Origin of the sequence: Marinobacter caseinilyticus (genome assembly GCF_011074955.1) — a bacterium.
GTDB classification, from domain to species: Bacteria; Pseudomonadota; Gammaproteobacteria; order Pseudomonadales; family Oleiphilaceae; genus Marinobacter; species Marinobacter caseinilyticus.
This window is the reverse complement of sequence record NZ_WUQJ01000012.1, coordinates 124906-142546: the sequence shown is the minus strand read 5'-3', so window position 1 is coordinate 142546 and position 17641 is coordinate 124906. Positions and strand designations below refer to the sequence as shown.

At 55.9% G+C, this 17641-nt stretch carries 14 protein-coding genes; 1 reads left to right on the top strand and 13 read right to left on the bottom strand.

Annotation, left to right across the window (positions count from 1 at the left end):
* Positions 1–466: 466 nt before the first annotated feature.
* The 5 genes from GRX64_RS05270 to zapE form a co-directional block, all read right to left on the bottom strand.
* Positions 467–3184 carry a LuxR C-terminal-related transcriptional regulator gene (locus GRX64_RS05270; protein ID WP_166264368.1) on the bottom strand — a complete coding sequence of 906 codons (2718 nt, stop codon included), beginning with the start codon at positions 3182–3184 and terminating at the stop codon, positions 467–469.
* Between the two features lie 757 nt (positions 3185–3941).
* Entirely contained in the window at positions 3942–5303 is a 1362-nt protein-coding gene (locus GRX64_RS05265; protein ID WP_166264366.1) for a DUF1329 domain-containing protein, read from the bottom strand.
* Between the two features lie 32 nt (positions 5304–5335).
* Positions 5336–7237 carry a DUF1302 domain-containing protein gene (locus GRX64_RS05260; RefSeq protein WP_166264364.1) on the bottom strand — a complete coding sequence of 634 codons (1902 nt, stop codon included), beginning with the start codon at positions 7235–7237 and terminating at the stop codon, positions 5336–5338.
* A 450-nt stretch (positions 7238–7687) separates the two neighbouring features.
* The gene (locus GRX64_RS05255; RefSeq protein WP_166264362.1) at positions 7688–8878 is read right to left on the bottom strand and encodes a thiolase family protein; all 1191 of its coding nucleotides are present in this window, start codon (positions 8876–8878) and stop codon (positions 7688–7690) included.
* Between the two features lie 105 nt (positions 8879–8983).
* Positions 8984–10081 (bottom strand): cell division protein ZapE, encoded by a 1098-nt coding sequence (gene zapE / locus GRX64_RS05250; RefSeq protein ID WP_207308734.1) that lies wholly within the window; start codon positions 10079–10081, stop codon positions 8984–8986.
* Positions 10082–10321: 240 nt separating this feature from the next.
* On the opposite strand from zapE, the gene GRX64_RS05245 reads away from it, so the two are divergent.
* Complete coding sequence (locus GRX64_RS05245) at positions 10322–10771, top strand: Z-ring associated ZapG family protein (protein WP_166264360.1); 450 nt, start codon at positions 10322–10324, stop codon at positions 10769–10771.
* Positions 10772–10940: 169 nt separating this feature from the next.
* Here GRX64_RS05245 and GRX64_RS05240 read toward each other — a convergent pair whose 3' ends face one another.
* The 8 genes from GRX64_RS05240 to GRX64_RS05205 form a co-directional block, all read right to left on the bottom strand.
* Positions 10941–11663, bottom strand: coding sequence for a Nif3-like dinuclear metal center hexameric protein (locus tag GRX64_RS05240; RefSeq protein WP_235937525.1), 723 nt, complete (start codon positions 11661–11663; stop codon positions 10941–10943).
* A gap of 47 nt (positions 11664–11710) precedes the next feature.
* A complete protein-coding gene (gene hisC, locus GRX64_RS05235) occupies positions 11711–12766 on the bottom strand; it encodes a histidinol-phosphate transaminase (protein ID WP_166264356.1) in 1056 nt (351 codons plus the stop codon).
* Between the two features lie 12 nt (positions 12767–12778).
* A complete protein-coding gene (gene hisD / locus GRX64_RS05230) occupies positions 12779–14095 on the bottom strand; it encodes a histidinol dehydrogenase (RefSeq protein ID WP_166264354.1) in 1317 nt (438 codons plus the stop codon).
* A gap of 162 nt (positions 14096–14257) precedes the next feature.
* Positions 14258–14905 (bottom strand): ATP phosphoribosyltransferase, encoded by a 648-nt coding sequence (hisG, locus tag GRX64_RS05225; protein WP_166264352.1) that lies wholly within the window; start codon positions 14903–14905, stop codon positions 14258–14260.
* A 40-nt stretch (positions 14906–14945) separates the two neighbouring features.
* Positions 14946–16208: a UDP-N-acetylglucosamine 1-carboxyvinyltransferase gene (gene murA / locus GRX64_RS05220; protein WP_166264350.1), complete on the bottom strand. Its 1263-nt coding sequence runs from the start codon at positions 16206–16208 to the stop codon at positions 14946–14948.
* A 79-nt stretch (positions 16209–16287) separates the two neighbouring features.
* A complete protein-coding gene (locus tag GRX64_RS05215) occupies positions 16288–16530 on the bottom strand; it encodes a BolA family protein (RefSeq protein ID WP_166264348.1) in 243 nt (80 codons plus the stop codon).
* 85 nt (positions 16531–16615) lie between these two features.
* Complete coding sequence (locus GRX64_RS05210) at positions 16616–16924, bottom strand: STAS domain-containing protein (protein WP_166264346.1); 309 nt, start codon at positions 16922–16924, stop codon at positions 16616–16618.
* Entirely contained in the window at positions 16921–17517 is a 597-nt protein-coding gene (locus GRX64_RS05205) for an MlaC/ttg2D family ABC transporter substrate-binding protein (RefSeq protein ID WP_427901644.1), read from the bottom strand. Before GRX64_RS05205 ends, GRX64_RS05210 begins: the two co-directional genes overlap by 4 nt.
* Positions 17518–17641: the final 124 nt, after the last annotated feature.

Here is a 17641-nt window from a genome sequence, read left to right as displayed (position 1 = left end):
TGCCGAATGCCACCTCAGGGCCCTGGCGGGCCCACCGAAGCTGAAGCGTCGGCTGCGAAACCTTTCTTGGCAGGCGGTTGATGTTGCCACTGGCCATAGCCGTGTTTCCAAGCAAAGCGTCCGGCTCTAAAAGTTTCACCGCCAGTTGGCGAGAAGTACCGAGTTTGTAAACCAACCCCGAAGAACGCCGCCTGCAACTGTAGCCGACGCTTCAGCTTCGGAGCAGGCCTTGGCCTGCCGAATGCCACCTCGGGGCCCTGGCGGGCCCACCGAAGCTGAAGCGTCGGCTACGAAACCTTTCTTGGCCAGCGGTTGGCCTGTTGTGGACAGACATGGGTGCGTTCTTCGATCGGCTCGATGCTGCGTGAACCCGTCCCCCTGGCGGCGGCCACGTCGATTCGGCACAGTGTTTTGACAGGTTGTTGAGACGAGCAAACTGCCTGGTACTGTTTCAGCCAAAGTGCTGTTACAACAGCCCCAGTTCGCGGGCGCGCACTATCGCCTGGGTTCGGGACCGCACTTCCAGCTTAGCATTGAGTCTTCTGGCGTGGGTTTTGACGGTATGAAGCGAAATGTGCAATCGGTCGGCAATATCCTGGTTGGACAGGCCCATGGCGATTAATTCAAGTACACCCTGTTCGCGCTCGCTGATTGGCTCGGCTAATGGCTCAGGTGCCCGCAGGCTACCACCCTGAATGGCGTCATTCACTGGGAACACGTGTCTCAGAGACTCGACGAAGCTGGATGGGGGCAGCCGTGAAAGCATAAGTTCAATGGTGCCGGCAAGCTCTCGCTTCAGTTCCACAAACGGGCTGAGATAATGCTCTTCGGCCGCTTTCTCGATGGCCTTTTTCAGGAGCCCGTTGGCTTTTTCCGGCTTACCGTCCTGCTGACAGGCGATCGCGTTCAACAGGTCACTGTAGAGACTCATCCCAAAAGGCTGAACCGACTGACTCACTCCATGCTTTAAACCCGCGAGCGCAAGGGCTGCTGCCTTCAGATTACCACCGGCAAGATCAAAACGAATCTGAAGGGTGTCCAACAGTCCCGGCAACATGGGAAACAGCTCTGGCACTTTCTCCTGATTGCGATAGCCCTTTAATTTTGCCAGTGCCGGCTCGGCACTCTGATGCTGATCCTGACTCAGCCAGCAAGTCACTTTCAGTGCTTCCAGTACCGGAACATAGACGGCATCGTCCACGTGCCAAATTTGCATCATGCGCTCAGCCTGTCCGATCCAGGAAAAGGCCTCCTCTGAATGGCCTTTGGCCTTGGCAATCAATGCCCGCAACGCCAAGGCCATCAGGAACACCAGATCACGGGTCTGCCCCGCATAGCGGGTGCAGTGGACCAGCAATTTGTCCGCTTCCTCATGCCGCCCCTGGTGCCACAGCACCAACGCCAGGCTCAGCTGCAGACGCCCTTCGCCAATGCGCGGGGGCCGGTCACCGTCACTCATGGCGGCGTCCAGGCCGTGCCTGAGCAATTGTTCAGCCCGTTTAAGGTAGCCTTTACCCAATTGAATACGGGCATGATCGTAGACCGCCAACATTTCACACCCTGAATCGCCGGATTCACGGGCCAGCCGTGACGCATCGCGGTTGGCGCTCCGGGCCTCGCTGAAATTACCGGCCGCACACAGTGCGCTGGAACGCACGAGCAGCGCAATCAGCCGGGCATGGGTGGTTAACCCGGGATCCTCTATCGCAAGATCCGCTTCCTCCAGAGCTTTGTGGATGTCTCCTTCTCCCCTGAGGATGAAAGCTCGCAAAGCCGATAATCGGCCCTTCAGACGGTACTGGTCGTCTTCCGACAATTCATTGATCAGTTTGTGGGCTTCACCGAACTGTCCACCCACCGCGTGGACCCAACCGTAGACAATCCGCAGCCGAGGGCTTTTCCGGATCAGGCTCACTGGCAGGTTACGACGCAGCTTTAGCAGTGATGCCGTATCCTGGCTCACCAACAGTGCTTCCGATCCGTCGGAGGCTATCGCTAGCGCCCGATCCACGTCGTTGGATACCAGAGCGTATCGCAACGCTTCGGAGTACTCGCCCCGAAGTTCGAACCAGTTACTTGCGATACTCGCACGCGCCTGAAGCCCACTGGCCCCGCGATTCAACAGCCAGTCCCGGGCCAACCCGTTGAAACGAAACCAGCGACCGCGGCCAGATTCCGCACGCAACGGCAAGCCATTGTCAAATACCACCGATGGGCTGAAGTTGCGATCACAGGCTTCATCGGCAATCTGATAAAACAAATCGTCCGAGATGACTTCAAACTCGGACATAAAACACAAACAGCGCTGCTGACCCGACGTCAGCCGGCTGAACAGGGTGTCCTGGAGAAACCGTTGAACACTGTGGGTTTCCTGTATCGGAAGCCGTTCATCGTCCGACCCGATGAGCTCCTGCCGATACAGCGCCAGCGGGGTCAACCAGCCCTCAGTGATCGTGTACAGATGTTCCACCGCCAAGATGGTCAAGTGGCCCGACGCCATACACTCATCGAAATAGGTCAGTGTCTCTGCGCGCGATAACGCCAGCGTGTCCGTTGTTAAACGCTGGAAACGGCCGGCCAGTGAGAACACATGGGTTTCAATCGGTAGCGGGCTGCGAGACACAATGACCAAGGCGATAGCCGACGGCAGCTCCCTCAATAATTGTTCTAACATCGCCAAGGCAGGCGCCGTCACGAGCACATCCGTGCCGTCGAGAATAAGCGTGAGCGCTTCGCCCGGATAGTCCGCTGCCCGAAAACCTGAGAGCAGGAGCGTCAGTGAGTCCGTTAATGAACCCGAGATTGGTTTTGACAGCGATTGATGACGAAGCTCTGGCCGTTTGAGCGCCAGCATAAGCAGTGCCAGAAGACGCGAAGGGTCATTGTCGTGTGCGTTCAGTGTGATCCAACTCACTGACTCTGGGGGTGTATCTTTGATGGCATCCCGAAGTGCCACAGATTTACCGTAGCCCGCCGGAGCTTCGAGATGAAGAATGTGACCCGGTCGAAGCGCGGTCGCAATTTTATGCTCTGCGCGAGGTCGGTCCAAGTGACCGGCAAATTTGGAAGCTGGTGTTTTAATCCGGTGCTGTAACAGATCCCAGATCAGCTCTCCAGTCTGCGCTCCTCCGGCCAGCGACAAATACTCATCGTTGGCTGCACAGCCTTCGTCAAATGGTTTCAATCTTGGCCCCGTTTTGGTCCGCTGGCAGCCTGATCGTCAGTAAGCTACCAGCTTGCAATGTATGATTGCCCTGCCCTGGACTTTCCGAGAATAACGCCCCACTCCGGATGCGCCTTTAGTCTTATACGTCAATTGACGTAGGGGAGATTAAACCAATTGATGGGGTGTGCGCAAAAAGTCATTCAAAAAACACTGAATTCCGGCGTCTATTTAACCAAAATGGCATTAAAAAGTTTATTGCGAATTGGCGTAAACGCGGACTTTTCAGGCAGTCACCGAAGACCATTATTTGGATGGGCAGCCGACGCTTCAGCGTCGGTCAGTGCAGGCGCTGGCCTGCCGAATGCCACCACAGGGCCCTGACGGGCCCACCGAAGCTGAAACGTCGGCTACGAAACCTTTCATTGGCTGAGGTTGCCAATGCCGATGGAGATGGAGATGGAGATGGAGCGTTTCCCGCCAAGCTGCCATGCGGTACACAGATTCTCCTCTGAATGGGTGACAAACCCGATTTTGTGAGCCCCTGCCAAAGCATGCAGTGTGCTCCTGTTACCGACGCTTCAGCTTCGGAGCAGGCCCTGACCTGCCGAATGCAACCTCAGGGCCCTGACGGGCCCACCGATGCTGAAGCGTCGGCGATGAAGGCATTTGTAAGCCGACGTGTGTTTCGACTCAAGATAGCGTTGTTGAGAGGTTCAGTGCGACAGGCATAAAAAAACCGGCGCCAGGCGCCGGTTTTTTTCTTTCGACAATCGAACTAGCGTGTGCCGGCCCGACGCAACGCTGCCGGGGTGTAATCCCGCGACGAACGCTCAATACCAAATTCGTAAGGCTCTTGCTCTTCGTTGGTCAGACCCAGAGCCAGGTAACGGCCAGACAGCAGGTCGTACAGGGTTTCGATGGCGTACCATGGCACCTTGTGATCATAGAAGAACATGTTGTGCGCCTCGGCAACACGCCAGAGCTCACCACGACCGTCGTAGTGGTCAATGACCGACGCCTGCCAGGAGTCTTCATCAATGTAGAAGTCGCGCTGAGCATAGATGTGGCGCTCGCCGGATTTCAGCGTTGCACGCACATGCCATACCCGGTGAAGTTCGTAACGCGTCAGATCCTGATTGATGTGTCCAGGCTTGATGATTTTGTCGTAGGTCAGACTGCGATCCGTCAACTTGTAGGAGTTGTATGGGATATACAATTCTTTCTTGCCAACGAGCTCCCAGTTGTAACGGTCAGGAGCGCCGTTAAACAGGTCAAAGTTGTCGGTTGTCCGCATACCGTCAGCCGCGGTACCTGGTCCATCATACGCAACCTGTGGCGCACGACGAACACGACGCTGACCTGCGTTGTATACCCAGGCACGACGTGGCTCAGTTACCTGGTTGATGGTTTCGTGAACCAGCAACACGTTACCGGCCAGACGGGATGGGGCCGTGATGATCTGCTTGAAGTAAAACAGTACGTTCGGATCTTCATCCGGCTTGTAGTCTTCCAGGAACGCACGCCATGTCAGCTCATCCTGGAACTTGACCACACTGAAGGCACCGTTCGCCTGTGGCGTTACCTGGCCGACGTTTCGCTTTACTGAACCGCCGCGATAGCGGGTGATGTGGTTCCAGATTGCTTCCACCCCGGACTGCGGAATAGGGAAAGGCGTCGCGTCCTGGTAATTCTCCAGGCCGTTGCCACCCGCAACCAACTTCACTTTGGTTGCGTTCTCCATTGTTTCCTTCATAACGCTGTCAGGATACGTCGATGTCCGGTGGGTTTCATAAACCGGCATCTTGAAGTCGCTGTACTTTTTGATCATCGCAACCTGCCCCGGCGACAAGTTGTCGGCGTACTGGCTCACGTTGCTCTGATCAATGGTGAACTTCGGCTTTTCATCGGCAAAAGGATTGAGATAGATGCCATCATTTTTGTAGCCCGCAGGTACTTCCTGCAAACCACCGCCCCATGCCGGGATTGCGCCACCATTGCCAGCTTTTTCTGCGCCCATTGGCGTCAGTGTGTCGCCCAGCTTTGCAGCCTCTGCTGCCGATACAGCTGCATAGGCGTTGCCAGCGAACAAGGATGCCGTCAGGACACCCGTGGCAATCAGTTTCTTGTTCAGTTTCATTTATGTTACCTCGTTAAACGAATTCAGGCAGATCAGAACGAGTAAGACACACTCGCACTAATGAAGTCCCGGTCGGTACTTTCGTTATACGGTTTGCCACCAAAGAAGTTGGTGTAGCCGACTTCCGCGGTGTACTTGTTTTGATACACACCTTCAACTGACAGACCGATGGACTTATTGCCTTCATTAAAGGCACCACCAGGCTGCGGCGAGTAGCCCTTGACATCATGGGACCACGCCAGTTGTGGTCTCAGGTTGATACCCGCAAAGGCGTTCTGATAATCCCAAACGAACCGTGCGCGATAACCCCAGGAGAACGGTGTAACAAAGGCTTCGTTGTTACAATAGTTGGTATTGATGTTCGCACCCGCGGCGCAGAAGTCGCCGGTGAAGTTCGCGCCAGCAACTGGCAGCGTTCCGATACCAAATGTACCTGAGCGGCCGTAGCGGGCTTCGTCTTTGCCAGGCAGGTCGTGAATGTAGTTCGCACCAAATTCAGTGATGAATGACAAACGACTGGCGCCCATCACCTGGTCAAAGAACTTGATCAAAGTGAACTGCGCCTGCGACACCTTGAACCGGTCATAGCCGTCAACTGGCTTGCCGGCAAGATTTGCACCGCCGGATTCATTCAACCGCTGCTGTTCAAGTTTACTCAGAATCTCGCCGTTTGGACCACGTTGCTGCAAACCGCCATAGATCAACTCAAACGCGTTCCACTGAATCGGCATGTTGGGACGGAAGCTGTATTCCGCACCCAGGGACCAGCCACCGGGTGTGGTGGTGTTGATACTGATGCCGTACAGGTCGATATTTTCCGGATACTCGATAAAGTAGCTCGGGAACGTCGCGAAGGGCTCATTCGGATCGTTCTGCTGGCTGCCTGACGGGCTGGACGGGTTGTTCACCAGGCCACTGACGTATGGCAGTCGGCTGTTGTACTTGATGTAGTAGAAGCCCAGCTCCGAGTCATTCAGTTCTGGCACATACCACCGCAGTGCTACGCCAAACTGGTCTTTCTCGTCCGCTTCTTTATCACCCAGACGAGGCGCAATGAAACCTTGTGCAAGCGCCTGGGAGTCCGGCAACTGACCGGCCAGTAACACCGGACCACAGCCGTCGCCAGCAAAATCGTTGGTGGAGAAGAAGGTGCCACAATCGTCGACGCGCACTTTTTGCCAGTCGGTCTGGACGAATGCTTCAGCGGTGATGTTCTGGGTCAGGCCCGCAGACATGTACAGCATTTCAACCGGCAGCAGGGCTTCTTTCAATTCAGAGCCTGGCGCGCGGAAAGCCGGTACGTCAATCGGGTTAATGGTGTTGATGCCGCCCTGGATAAAAGTACTTTCACCCCAGCTTACAACCTGCTTGCCGTACCGAACGCTCAGCGGTGTGTTGCCGATATACCAGTCGGTGAATACGTAAGCATCCAGAATTTCGCCGCCGGACGCATTGTCTTTGGCATCGTCATTGAGTTCGCGGCGTTGACCCACATCATCGATAGCGCGGCGCTCATCTTTCAATTCAAAATCGTAGTAGTAACGACCACGGATAAACGTACCGACGCGAGTCAACACATCGCTGTCGACGTCGTAATTCAGGAACAGGTCTGTTGTGCCTTTGACGATCTTCGAGACGGTATCGCCTTTGGCGAAGTTATTGTTGCCGTCGTCGTAGTTATTTGTGGAGGCACCTACGTTGGCGTTGGCTCCGCCGGGTGCAAAACTGGGTCCCAGGTTACCCTGTGCAATTAAACGGCGGTCACTGTCTTCGGTACGCCAGGTGGCACCTGCAGAAACCTGAGTGTCGAGCGACGCTTCCACATCCCCCAGATAAAATGAAAATGCTGATGCCTGGCCTGAAAAGCCAGCGGCAATAGCAACAGCGACAGGCAATTTTGCCCACTGCTGCCACTGATGTGTTTTTCTTGTCATTGGAAGGCTACTCCATTGTTGTTCTGAGTCGCTGCTCTAGTTATTGGTATGCACGATATTGGAGGCTTCACGCGCAGTGCTCGTGATGCTGGCACTATAGCTAAGCCAGACGGGCGCTTTGATCAGTCAAAAGTATGATTTTACATTCATACCGCGTATCACACCGGACGCCCGGCACACATCCTGTTGAACTCTCACCTCCTGGCGTAATGCTGGCCCCCGCAGCCCGGGCCGCTTTGTGGGCAACCCGGGGCGGGTCATTTGCACTGAGTCACTATAGACAACAATCCGATAAGCGACCAGCGCGGATACCCCCGAGGCAACTTACGACCACGCCCGGCAAACGGACCAAAACGCTTTTGACTTTTGATTAGGCACCAGGTGCCATGGCTTACCCGCCCGCCGCAGCGCGACCGGCCTGTTAGGGCCCGCCGTGATCAACTGTTCGCCTCAATGCTGGAGCATTTCAATGGCCATGGCGGTCGCCTCGCCGCCACCAATACAAAGAGCGGCAATGCCTTTTTGACCGCCCTGATGCTTGAGCGCATGCATCAGCGTCACCAGCAAACGGGAACCGGTGGAACCAACCGGGTGCCCCTGTGCGCAGGCACCACCACGGACATTCACCTTCTCCGGATCCAGACCCAGTTCACGAATGGGCATCATGGCGACCATCGCAAAGGCTTCGTTTATTTCAAACAAATCCACGTCGCCTTTTGACCACCCGGTTTTCTCGAACAATTTACCAATCGCACCCACGGGCGCGCAGGTGAATTCTGACGGGTGCTGCGAGTGAGTAGTGTGAGCCACAATGCGGGCCAGGGGTTTCAGGCCGCGACGTTCGGCTTCCGATTCACGCATCAATACCAGCGCCGAGGCTCCGTCCGATATGGACGATGCATTGGCGGCGGTCACGGTGCCGTCTTTGCTGAACGCAGGACGCAGGGTCGGAATTTTTTCCAGGTTGGCGGTCAATGGCTGCTCGTCTTCCTCAACCACCACTTCCCCCTTGCGGGTCTTGACGGTGACCGGAACAATCTCCTCTTTCAGCACACCGTCTCTAATCGCCACCTGAGCCCGCTTCAGCGAATTGATGGCATAGGCGTCCATGTCTTCGCGGGTGTACCCCTTCTGGTCGGCGACATCCTGCGCAAACGCGCCCATCAGGCGGCCCGTTTCGGCGTCTTCAAGGCCGTCGAGAAACATATGGTCCTGAGCAGGATCGCCCGGTCCCATGCGGTAGCCCTTGCGCGCATTTAACAGCAGATACGGCGCGTTCGACATGCTCTCCATACCGCCAGCCACCATAATATCGTTGGTACCCGCTTTAATGAGGTCATGTGCGAGCATCGCCGCCTTCATGCCAGAACCACACAACTTGTTGATGGTTGTTGCACCGGTACTGTCGGGCAGACCTGCCAGTCGCATGGCTTGCCGGGCCGGGCCCTGTTTGAGGCCCGCAGGCAACACATTACCCATAATGACTTCCTGTACATCGGCGGCGTCGATTCCGGCGCGACGCACGGCCTCTGCGATGGTTGAGGCGCCCAGCTCGGGTGCGCTAACGGCGCTCAGGCTGCCCTGGAAGCCTCCCATCGGGGTGCGCGTGCCGCTGACAATAACAACATTGTCCTGACTCATAGGTTTTCCTTTTGCTTTCTGAGGGTCACCGGGTGACGCAAATGGCTGCTACCCGGCGCTGATCTGATTAACGGATGTGTGGTGTCGAGGGTCAGCAACTTCCCACTACGCTTTGTGGGCGGCCTCAAGATACTCCTGGGATTGCATTTCAAGCAGCCGTGACTCCGTGCGTTCAAACTCAAACGCCAAACGGCCACCGGCGTAGAGTTCGGTAATGGGTGCTGCGGCTGACATGATGACTTTGACGTTGCGGTCGTAAAACTCATCAATCATGTTCACAAAACGACGCGCCTGGTCGTCTTTATCACGCCCCATAACCGGAACGTTGCTGATAATGATGGCGTGGAACTCTCTGGCCAATTCAATGTAGTCATTCTGGCTGCGGGGGCCATCGCACAACGCCTTGAAGTCAAACCAGACAACATCATCGGCGTGGCATACCGCGATCAGTTTACGGCCATTGATATCGAGTTCCAGGGTGTGGCTGCCTGCTTCGACCGCCAGATTGTTGTAACTCTTACGCAAACTGACATCCGCTCCCGCATCCAATGGAAAGTGGTAGAGCTCGGCCTGTTCGAGGCTGCGGAGGCGGTAATCAACACCACCATCCACATTCACGACGTCGGTGTGCTTGTTAACCAATGCAATGGCGGGCAAAAACCGGGCGCGCTGCAGACCATCTTTGTAGAGTCCGTCTGGTACGATGTTTGACGTGCATACCAGCGTCACGCCGCGACGGAACAAGCCGTCCAGTAGCGTCGCCAGTATCATCGCATCCCCTATATCGGATACAAAGAACTCGTCAAAGCAGATGACACGCGCTTCATCGGCAAACCGCTTGGCCACCAGTTCAAGTGGGTTTTTTTGCCCCTTCAAGCTCTTCATCTCATTGTGTACACGCTGCATAAACCGGTGAAAATGCACCCGTATTTTGCGATCAAACGGCAGCGCTTCATAAAACGTATCCATCAGGTAAGTTTTACCGCGCCCGACGCCGCCCCAGAAATAGAGGCCAGTGACGGGCGTCTCCTTACCCTTGTTCAGCTTACGCCGCAATTTCACCATTGCTTTCTGGCGCTGGCTTTCTGCATCCACCAGTTTGTCGTACAGTGTCTGCAAACGACGTACAGCGTCTTCCTGAGCGGCGTCCTTTTGAAAGCCTTGCTGAGCAAGGTCTTGCTGATAGCGTTCCCAAGGTGTCATCAAAGACATTCTCATCGTAGGGTGAATGACGTCGGTTTTTAAGGCGGCGTATTGTGGCCGATTTCGCACTTTTTCGCCATTGCTGGCGGAGGAACCACTCTCTTCAATCGCGATCAGGACGTATAGTGACCAGAGCAATACGACGATTGGCGCACGCTTAAACCATGGGCGTAAGCCAAAACGGGCGGTATACTGCTGATCGACGGAATACCATTTGCAAACGACGGGACGACGAAGCGTATGACCAACCTGATCCTGATTGCCGCAGCAGCATTGATTATTGGCCTGGTCGCCGGTGTGCTGATTGGTCGCTCAAACCAGAGCTCTAGCCTGAGACAGCGCCGTGCGGAACAGCAAATTGACGAGTTGAGAAGTGAATACACACGCTATCAGGCGCAAGTAAATGAGCACTTCATGGAGTCTGCTCATCTGCTGAGACGCTTCAATGATACCTATCGGGATGTCAATCAACACATGGCCCGTGGCGCCAATCGCCTGTGCAATGACGAAGATTGGCTGGAAGAAATCGAGAAGACCACCACCAAGGCGCGGCTGGAAGCTGACCAGGCGGATGGTTTTGAACCGCCACGGGACTACGCGCCAAAAAGCGATCCCCAGCAGAAAGGCACCTTGGCCGAAGACTTCGGGTTGAGCGAGAAAGAAAAGGAAGCGACCAAAGCAAAAGCCTGAACAGGGCCGGCAAAAACGGGCTGGCCACCAAGCCCGTCAAGCACTTCGCACGTCCAGTGCTGTTCATGCCGAGCGCTACCCAGGATTCCTGCCGCAGCGCAGGGCCGTGGGTCGCAATCGCTTCTACTCCAAAGCTTTGTCGCTGACCACAACCGCCGGGATACCGGAATCAGACCGGGTTATCACAGTCAATAAAGCGGTGTTCAACGCCGAATTTTTCTGCCAAGGCCTCGCCAAGCGCTTGCACACCGTATCTCTCCGTGGCGTGATGGCCCGCGGCAAAATAGTGAATTCCACACTCCCTTGCCGTATGCGTCGTTGGCTCAGACACTTCCCCACTGATGAAAGCGTCCACACCGGCATCCAGTGCTTTACCGATATAACCTTGGGCGGCACCGGTACACCAGGCGACACGTTCGATGCGGTCAGGGCCTGCGCCCACATGCAGTGGTGCTCGCCCCAACCGCGCCTCAATCTGCTCAGTAAACTCTCCCACGGACAACGGTGCCGGCAGCTTGCCCGACCAGACCAACCCGTCGAGCGGGGCAGCGTCCCCGATTCCCAGGACTTTGGCCAGTTGGCAATTGTTGCCGTAGACAGGGTGATCATCCAGCGGCAGGTGGTAGGCCACCAGATTGATGTCTTGGCTCAGCAAGGTTTTCAATCGGGCCCGCTTCATTCCGCGAATGCATTGATCCTCACCTTTCCAGAAGTAGCCATGATGCACCAGGATCAGATCGGCGGACGCGGCAACGGCGGCATCAATTAATGCCTGGGAAGCCGTCACCCCGGTTACGATCCGGCGAATGCCTGACTTACCCTCAACCTGCAGGCCATTGGGGCAGTAATCCTGAAACCGGTCAGGTTCAAGCCATTCAGCGAGGGTTTGCATGATGTCACTGCGATTTACCGGGCCGGTGGCCATGGCAGGCTCCCTACTCACAAAATCCCGGGAAGCGCATTCAGCAGCGCATCGTTTTGCTCACGCGTGCCAATGGTGATCCGGAGAAATTCTGAAATTCTTGGTTTATTAAAATGGCGAACGATGATGCCGCGCGCTCTCAACGCCTGTGCAAGCGCCTCGCCGCTATGGGATGGGTGTCGCGTGAAGACGAAATTGGCGGCGGACGGCAACACCTCAAACTGAAGGTCCAGCAGACCTTTGGTAAGACGTTCGCGCTCACTGATCACCCCTTGGCGAGTGCGCTCAAACCACTCCACGTCCTCAAATGCTGCGGTGGCGCCAGCTTGGGCCAGCTTATCCAGCGGGTAGGAGTTGAAGCTGTTTTTCACTCGCTCCAATGCTTCAATCAGATCAACATGACCGACCGCGAAGCCCACTCTCAGGCCGGCAAGGGATCGCGCCTTGGAAACAGTTTGCGACACCAACAGATTTGGGTACTGATCCACCAGGCGAATAGCCGTGTCGGCTCCAAAATCTACGTAGGCCTCGTCGACCACCACCACGGAATCCGGATTGGCTCTGACGATGGTTTCCACGCTCTCAAGTGATAAGGCGCAGCCAGTCGGGGCGTTCGGGTTTGGGAAAATCACGCCACCATTGGGTTGCCGGTAGTCCGAGGGCTCAATTTCAAAACGCCCGTTCAGTGGCACCGGCTTGCCTTCGACCCCATAGAGACCGCAGTAGACCGGATAAAAGCTGTAGGTAATGTCCGGAAACAGAACCGGCTCGCCATGACTTAGCAGAGCCTGAAAGATATGCGCCAACACTTCGTCGGACCCGTTACCCACGAACACCTGCGCCTGGGTAACATTGTAATAATCGGCGATGGCCTGCCTCAGCCGTTCACTTTCCGGGTCTGGGTAGAGGCGCAGGTTGTCGCCGGCCTCCGCCCGAATCGCCTCGATCACTTTGGGCGAGGGGCCGTATGGATTTTCGTTGGTGTTCAGTTTGACCAGATTGGCCATCTTGGGCTGCTCGCCCGGCACATAGGGCGCCAGATCCTTCACCAGGGGACTCCAGAATCGACTCATATCACTCTCCTCTCACTCACCCTGTGATTTGATTCGATATTCCGCGGACCGGGCGTGCGCCGTCAAACCCTCGCCCCGAGCTAATACCGAGGCTACTCGACCCATACGGTCTGCGCCGGCGGCGGAAAAACCAATAATGGACGAGCGCTTCTGGAAATCGTATACGCCTAATGGTGACGAGAACCGGGCCGTGCCAGACGTCGGCAGCACATGGTTTGGGCCGGCACAGTAATCCCCGAGCGCCTCCGCCGTGTATCGCCCCATAAATATGGCCCCGGCGTGGCGGATGTGTTCCACCAACGCTTCCGGGTCTTGCACCGACAGCTCGAGGTGTTCCGGCGCGATGCGGTTGGACACCTGCGCAGCTTCCGCCAAATCGGCCACTTTAATCAGAGCTGCTCGCTGGGACATCGATTCGGCAATAATATCGGCGCGTTCCATCGTGGGCAGCAACTTGCGAATACTGGCTTCCACACGATCGAGAAAATCCGCGTCCGGACTGATCAGAATAGATTGCGCCTGTTCGTCATGTTCCGCCTGGGAGAACAAGTCCATCGCGATCCAGTCGGGATCGGTTTGACCGTCGCAGATCACCAGAATTTCAGAGGGCCCCGCAATCATGTCGATGCCAACAGTGCCAAAGACTTCACGCTTCGCGGTGGCAACGAAAATATTGCCCGGCCCGACAATCTTATCGACCGCCGGCACGGTTTCGGTGCCGTACGCCAGTGCGGCCACCGCCTGAGCCCCGCCCAGGGTGAACACGCGGTCCACACCGGCGATGGCGGCGGCGGCCAGTACCATATCGTTCACCACACCGGCCGGGGTTGGCACCACCATGATAATTTCAGCTACGCCCGCCACTTTGGCCGGTATGGCATTCATCAATACCGATGACGGATACGCCGCCTTGCCGCCAGGCACATATAAACCGACCCGGTCCAGTGGCGTCACCTTTTGGCCCAGCACTGTCCCGTCTTCATCCTGATACTGCCAAGACGCCTGTACCTGGCGCTCGTGGTAGTCACGAATTCTTGCAGCGGCTGCTTCCAGTGCTTCACGCTGCGCTTGCGGAATGGTGTTGAGTGCGGTATCAAGGCGCGCCTGGGAGATTTCCAGGTCTGCCACTTGCTCGACCTCAAGTTGATCAAACTTCGCAGTGAACGCCAGCACCGCCGAGTCACCCTGGGTTTTGACCGCATGCAGGATATGACGAACTGACTCATTCACCTGATGATCCACACTGTCGTCCCAGGCCAAAAGTTTTGCCAGGGCGGTGTCAAAATCAGCCTGGGCGGCTGACAGGCGTTTTACAGAGACATTGGTCATGTCCAGTCTTCTCCATTACACGGTTAATAACGATTGCCTGACTAAACAGGCAGGCCACCAGGACGCGATCAACCCCCTCTCACATCCGTCTCGAGTCACGTTCGAATCGATTTGACGTATTCTGAGTTCGGTCAATGGTGGCTGTATTTGTCTGTGTGCGGTCTATTTTTCTGATTTGCGACGTTCTACGGCAATACCCATTTGCTCAATGATAGGGTGCAGCAACGCGTGTTTCATCTTCATGCTGGCGCGGTTGACCACCAGACGGGTGCTGATGTGATCAATGACGTCTCTGGCCTCCAGGCCATTGGCCTTGAGGGTATTGCCCGTATCCACGATGTCGACAATCTCATCCGCCAGTCCGAGAATGGGCGCCAGCTCCATCGCACCGTACAATTTGATGATGTCCGCTTGCTTGCCCTGCGAGGCGTAATACTGACGCGCCATATTGACAAACTTGGTGGCGACCCGAATGCGGCCTGCGGGCGCTTGCTGACCAACGGGACCGGCTGTCATCAACTTGCAGCGGGCAATATTGAGATCCAGCGGCTCATATAACCCTTCACCACCGTGCTCCATCAGGACATCCTTTCCCGTGACGCCGAGATCGGCCCCGCCATATTGCACATAGGTTGGTACGTCCGTCGCACGGATAATGAGCAATCGCACATTGTCGTTCGTGGTGGGAAATACCAGTTTCCGGGATTTTTCGATGTCGTCAATCAGCTCGATGCCGGCTTCTTTCAGCAACGGCAATGTTTCTCTCAGAATACGGCCTTTGGACAACGCAATCGTGATGTTCTCGGTCATGGTCCCTTCCGGTTAAATATGATCTGGCCGATGGCTGAGATCAGCCTGGCAGGCGCCTGATACTCGCACCCAGCAACTGGAGCTTTTCTTCAATACACTCATAACCACGGTCAATGTGATAAATCCGGTCAACAACGGTGTCCCCGGTCGCGACCAGACCCGCAATCACCAGGCTGGCCGACGCCCGCAGGTCGGTTGCCATCACCGGCGCGCCGGTCAGGTGATCAACGCCCTTGATAATGGCCGCGTTGCCCTCCAGTGCGATATCAGCGCCCATCCGGATCAATTCCTGAATGTGCATGAAGCGGTTTTCGAATACCGTTTCGACAATCGTACCGGTACCTTCCGCCACGGTATTCAGCGCGGCAAACTGAGCCTGCATATCGGTTGGGAAGGCCGGATAAGGGGCCGTCCTCAGGCTCACGGCCTTGGGCCGGTTGCCTTTCATATCAAGCTCGATCCAGTCTTTGCCCGTGCTGATGTGCGCGCCCGCCTCTTCCAGCTTCAGTAGCACCGATTCCAGCAGCTCTTCACGGGTATCCTTGACCTTGATGCGGCCACGCGTGGCGGCCGCAGCCACCAGGTATGTCCCGGTTTCGACCCGGTCCGGCAACACGTCATAGCGGCAGCCATGCAGCCGCTCAACACCGTTGATCTCAATTGTCGCAGAGCCATGCCCTTTGATATCGGCGCCCATCGCGATCAGGCACTCGGCCAGATCGACGACCTCAGGCTCACGAGCCGCGTTTTCAAGTATGGTCTTGCCGTCCGCCAGCGCGGCGGCCATCATCAGGTTTTCCGTGCCGGTCACTGTCACGGTATCCAGAAAAATATGGGCACCCTTCAGGCGACCATTTGATTTCGCTTTGATGTAGCCGTTCTCAACCTTGATGGTGGCACCCATCATTTCCAGGCCGTGTATGTGCAGGTTGACTGGCCGACTGCCGATGGCACAGCCGCCTGGCAGCGACACTTCCGCTTCACCGAAATGCGCCACCAGGGGACCCAGCACCAGAATGGATGCGCGCATGGTCTTGACGAGCTCATACGGCGCATGAAAATGTTTGATGGTGTTGGCGTGAACTTCGACACTCAACTTCTCATCAATCATCATCTCGATACCCATACCACCCAGCAGCTCAATCATGGTGGTAATGTCGTTCAGATGCGGCAAATTGCCAATGGTCACGGGTTCATCAGCAAGCAAGGTCGACGCGAGGATTGGGAGGGCCGAGTTCTTGGCACCGGAAATCCGGATTTCGCCATCCAGCGGCTTACGGCCACGAATCAATAATTTATCCACAATCAGAATCCTGTGTTTTTCATGCGCCAGACGTCGGTGAGATTCAAACCCAGGCCTATCGCTCTGGGCGCGAATGCCATCAACCCTGCTGGGCAGCCCATTGGGCGGGTGTGTACGCTTTGATCGTCAACGCGTGAATGGTGCCTTCAGCCAACTGGGCATTGAGCGCGCCGTAAATCAGCTGTTGTTTTTTTACCGGAGACAGACCATCAAAGCGTTCTCCTACTGCGATGACCAGGTAATGGTTTCCGTCGTTGCGTACTTCAATGTCGCAATCGGGCAGCTCTTTTTTGACGAGCTCGGCCACTTCATGGGCTTCCATAGGACAGTCCTCGGTTTCATTTTGAATCAGGAGCGGAATTGTAACCAATTACGGACGCAGGCTAAACAAGACAACGACAGAATGTTCAGAAGCCCGATAAATTCTCGTCCAGGCCACTCAACGCAGACAGGGCATGAAGACGGTCACCTGCCCCGGTAAATGTGATGGTTTTGCCCTGCTGGTGTGCGGCACGTTGCCAACACAAAAGCAGGGACAACAAAATGCTGTGAGCCTCCGCCACCTGACTGAGGTCCACTTCAATAACCTTTCCCAGCGACGCGATCTTCTGTTCACCGTCGCGGCGGAGTGAAACAGCGTTATCGGCGGTCACACGACCGCGCAACGCCAGCCCTGCACCCGCCGTCGGCGTAATGACCGCAACGGCGTCGGTCACGATTCACTGACCTCCTTGTCCAACGCCAGCGAGTCGACTGCCTTGCTCCAGTCATCAATCACGGCCTGGATATTGTCCCGACTGGCTTCCATTTCCTGGGCAAAACGATCGCGGAAGGCGAGGCCAATATTGACGCCCTCAACAATGACATTCTCCATCAGCCACTGGCCCTGGTCATTCCGGTACATCGAATAACTCACCGGATAGCGATTACCGGAGGCTGATTCAACCTCCATCATCACCGAGGCACGGTTTTCACTGGATGGATCAATGTTGGCCTCTTTTACCCGAATGGAAAAGTCGTTGGCATTCACCAGTGCCTGGGCGTAGCTGTCGAACAAACTGCGCTTGAACTTTTCAACAAATTCGTCCCGTTGCTCCGGCGTCGCCTGACGCGCATAACGACCCATTACTCGGGCGGCGATGCGGCGAAAATCCACAAAGCCTTCCAGGGCATCGTTCATGCTCTTGTAGAACGCCTCCGGGTCTTTTGAATAGAGCCCACGCTCTGCATTCAATTTGTCGACCAGCGCCTGCGTGTTCTGATCGACATAACGCCTCAAATCTTCATCAGCGCGTACCTTAAACGACATCAACAACGCCGCAATGATCAGGACGACAACCGGAATAAAACTCCGTGTCATAGTCATGATGTTCTCCCCCCCGAGTAGTAGATAAAAGCAAACCCCTCGCCTCGGCTAACGAACAGGGTTGGCA

What these genes read in the sequence shown, in the direction of transcription:
- GRX64_RS05265 (WP_166264366.1), bottom strand. Translation starts at nt 5,303, where the DNA reads ATGAAACTGAACAAGAAACTGATTGCCACGGGTGTCCTGACGGCATCC.
- GRX64_RS05260 (WP_166264364.1), bottom strand. Translation starts at nt 7,237, where the DNA reads ATGACAAGAAAAACACATCAGTGGCAGCAGTGGGCAAAATTGCCTGTC.
- GRX64_RS05255 (WP_166264362.1), bottom strand. Translation starts at nt 8,878, where the DNA reads ATGAGTCAGGACAATGTTGTTATTGTCAGCGGCACGCGCACCCCGATG.
- zapE (WP_207308734.1), bottom strand. Translation starts at nt 10,081, where the DNA reads ATGACACCTTGGGAACGCTATCAGCAAGACCTTGCTCAGCAAGGCTTT.
- GRX64_RS05245 (WP_166264360.1), top strand. Translation starts at nt 10,322, where the DNA reads ATGACCAACCTGATCCTGATTGCCGCAGCAGCATTGATTATTGGCCTG.
- GRX64_RS05240 (WP_235937525.1), bottom strand. Translation starts at nt 11,663, where the DNA reads ATGCAAACCCTCGCTGAATGGCTTGAACCTGACCGGTTTCAGGATTAC.
- hisC (WP_166264356.1), bottom strand. Translation starts at nt 12,766, where the DNA reads ATGAGTCGATTCTGGAGTCCCCTGGTGAAGGATCTGGCGCCCTATGTG.
- hisD (WP_166264354.1), bottom strand. Translation starts at nt 14,095, where the DNA reads ATGACCAATGTCTCTGTAAAACGCCTGTCAGCCGCCCAGGCTGATTTT.
- hisG (WP_166264352.1), bottom strand. Translation starts at nt 14,905, where the DNA reads ATGACCGAGAACATCACGATTGCGTTGTCCAAAGGCCGTATTCTGAGA.
- GRX64_RS05215 (WP_166264348.1), bottom strand. Translation starts at nt 16,530, where the DNA reads ATGGAAGCCCATGAAGTGGCCGAGCTCGTCAAAAAAGAGCTGCCCGAT.
- GRX64_RS05205 (WP_427901644.1), bottom strand. Translation starts at nt 17,517, where the DNA reads ATGTCGTTTAAGGTACGCGCTGATGAAGATTTGAGGCGTTATGTCGAT.